At 60.3% G+C, this 2702-nt stretch carries 2 protein-coding genes and 1 pseudogene; all 3 read left to right on the top strand.

Annotation, left to right across the window (positions count from 1 at the left end; translation table 11 throughout):
• Positions 1-1005 (top strand): pseudaminic acid synthase (gene pseI, locus DBR24_RS15435; protein WP_128615198.1); only part of this gene is annotated, 1005 nt, incomplete at its 5' end.
• A gap of 226 nt (positions 1006-1231) precedes the next feature.
• A complete protein-coding gene (locus tag DBR24_RS15430) occupies positions 1232-2158 on the top strand; it encodes a ketoacyl-ACP synthase III (RefSeq protein ID WP_128615197.1) in 927 nt (308 codons plus the stop codon).
• 91 nt (positions 2159-2249) lie between these two features.
• A pseudogene (locus tag DBR24_RS32300) lies at positions 2250-2702 on the top strand (motility accessory factor Maf-2); the annotation flags it as partial.

Below are 2702 nucleotides of genomic sequence, written 5' to 3'. Positions count from 1 at the left end.
CCGTTCATCATTGCCGAGATGAGCGGCAACCATAACCAGTCGCTGGACGTTGCTCTGCAAATCGTCGAGGCCGCCGCCAAGGCCGGGGCGCATGCCTTGAAACTGCAAACCTACACCGCCGAGACCATGACCCTGGATCTGGCCGAGGGCGAGTTCTTTATCAAGGATTCGGGCAGCCTGTGGGCGGGCACTTCGCTCTACGATTTGTATGAAAAGGCCCATACGCCGTGGGAGTGGCATGCGCCGATCTTTGCCCGCGCGAAAGAACTGGGCATGCTCGCGTTCTCGACGCCGTTCGATGACAGCGCGGTGGATTTTCTCGAAAGCCTCGACGTGCCGGCCTACAAGATCGCCAGCTTCGAAAATACCGATCTGCCGTTGATTCGTCGTGTCGCCGCCACTGGCAAGCCGCTGATTATTTCTACCGGCATGGCCAGCATCGCAGAGCTCGATGAAACCGTGCGCGCTGCCCGCGAGGCCGGCTGCAAGGATCTGGTGTTGCTCAAGTGCACCAGCACTTATCCGGCGACACCGCTTAACAGCAACGTGCGCACGATCCCGCATCTGCGTGAGCTGTTTGGATGCGAGGTCGGGCTGTCTGACCACTCGATGGGCGTCGGCGTGTCGGTGGCGGCCGTGGCGCTCGGTGCAACGGTGGTGGAAAAACACTTCACCCTCGACCGTTCGGCGGGGGGGGTGGATGCCAGTTTCTCGCTGGAACCTGCGGAAATGGCCAGTCTGGTGCTCGAGACCGAGCGTGCCTGGCAGGCCATGGGCCAGGTGCAATACGGTCCCACCGAGGCCGAGCGCAAGTCACTGGTCTACCGCCGTTCGCTGTACGTCACCGCCGACATGGCGGCGGGCGAGGCCTTCACCGCTGCCAATCTGCGTGCCATTCGCCCCGGTCTCGGTCTGCCGCCCAAGCACACCGAGGCGGTTCTTGGTCGTTGCGCTCGCACGGCCATCAAGCGCGGTACGCCGCTGGATTGGTCGTTGGTCGAATAACCCGATCTGCAACCGATTCGGCAAAATAGCGTGACCTGCGAGTCATAACGCGCATCTTCACTGTATTGTATTGATCGGGGAGATGGCGCCTGGCCCTTTATCGGTTCCAGTGATAGCCCTTTGCGCTCCCCGTGGCTGCCCGTCGTGGCGGCCGTTTTCTGTTTGTCGGCGCCCCTCGAATCCTTGCGAGCGGTGGTTTTGGGCTGTTTTTTATTGGGAAGCCGTAATGATTGGCATAAAAAGCATTGCGAGCTACGTTCCTGTAGCCGGCGTGGACAATTACGCACAAGGTGCAAAATTCGAGAAGGATGAAGAATTCATCCTCGGCAAGATCGGCTCGGCGTTCCTGCCGCGCAAAGACGCTGAACAAGAAACCTCCGATCTGTGCGTGGAAGCGGCCAATGCGCTGTTTGCCAGCAACCCTGAGCTGAAACGTGAGTCGATCGACGCGCTGATCGTCGTCACTCAGAACGGTGACGAAGAAGGCTTGCCGCACACCGCTGCGATCGTGCAGGACAAACTCGGTCTGCCGACCAATGTCGCGGCGTTCGATATTTCCTTGGGCTGCTCCGGTTACGTCTACGGCATCTATGCGATCAAGGGCTTCATGGAAGCCGCAGGCCTGAAGAACGGCTTGCTGATCACCGCTGACCCTTATTCGAAGATCGTCGACCCGGAAGATCGCAACACCACCATGCTCTTCGGCGATGCCGCCACCGCCACCTGGATGGGCGAAGATCCGACCTGGGCGTTGGGTAAAGCCAAGTTCGGTACTGACGGCTCCGGCGCTCCGCACCTTAAGGTCAGCAATGGTGTGTTCTTCATGAACGGTCGTCAGGTGTTCAACTTCGCGCTGCTGAAAGTCCCGGCGCACTTGCATGAATTGCTCGACGATTCCGGCCTCAAGTCTGACGACATTGATGCGTTCTGCATCCACCAGGGCAGTGCGGCGATTGTCGATGCTGTGGCGCGGCGTTTCGAAGGCGAGCCAGAGAAGTTCATCAAGGACATGGTCGAGACCGGTAACACGGTGTCTTCGAGCATCCCGCTGCTGCTGGAAAAGCACGCCCTCGACTCGCAATGGCAGCGCGTTGCGCTGAGCGGCTTCGGTGTCGGGCTGTCATGGGGCTCGGCGATCATCTACCGTCCCTGATCCCGTGCCGGATCGCTAAATCGCGGCACAAAAAAGCGCTCAAGGTGTAACCTTGAGCGCTATTTTTTTGCCCGAGTTCTCACGAGGCACCATGAGCGAGTTTTTTCAATCGAACGCCGACGTCATTCAGCGTCGCTGGCCTGCGGTGGCCGCGCGCCTGTTGGCGGAAGATCCGTCATCGTTGCAGGCCGATCTGGTGGAGGGGCTGGGTTCGACGTTGAGCATCAACGGGATTCAACTGACCAGCCGCCATGACCGCACTCGCGAGGCGCAGGTTCAGGCGGCAAGCCTGGCGGATGACAGCCGCGTACTGCATGTCTATGGCGCCGGCCTGGGCGATCTGCAGCTGGCGTTGTTGCAGCGTCCGCAACTCGAGGTCTTGCATGTGCATCTGCTCAATGGCGCGGTCTTCGCGCTGGTGCTGCAGTTGCTCGATCAACAGCCGTGGCTCAACGATCCGCGTGTGCAGTTGCACTACGCCGGCGATCGAGCGGAAATCTGCCTGCCGTTCTTTGCCCTGCCGTCGGAGCTGGTGCTGGCCGAT

Source organism: Pseudomonas sp. HMWF006, assembly GCF_003061205.1.
GTDB classification, from domain to species: Bacteria; Pseudomonadota; Gammaproteobacteria; order Pseudomonadales; family Pseudomonadaceae; genus Aquipseudomonas; species Aquipseudomonas monsensis.
This window is presented reverse-complemented; position numbering and strand designations above follow the sequence as displayed.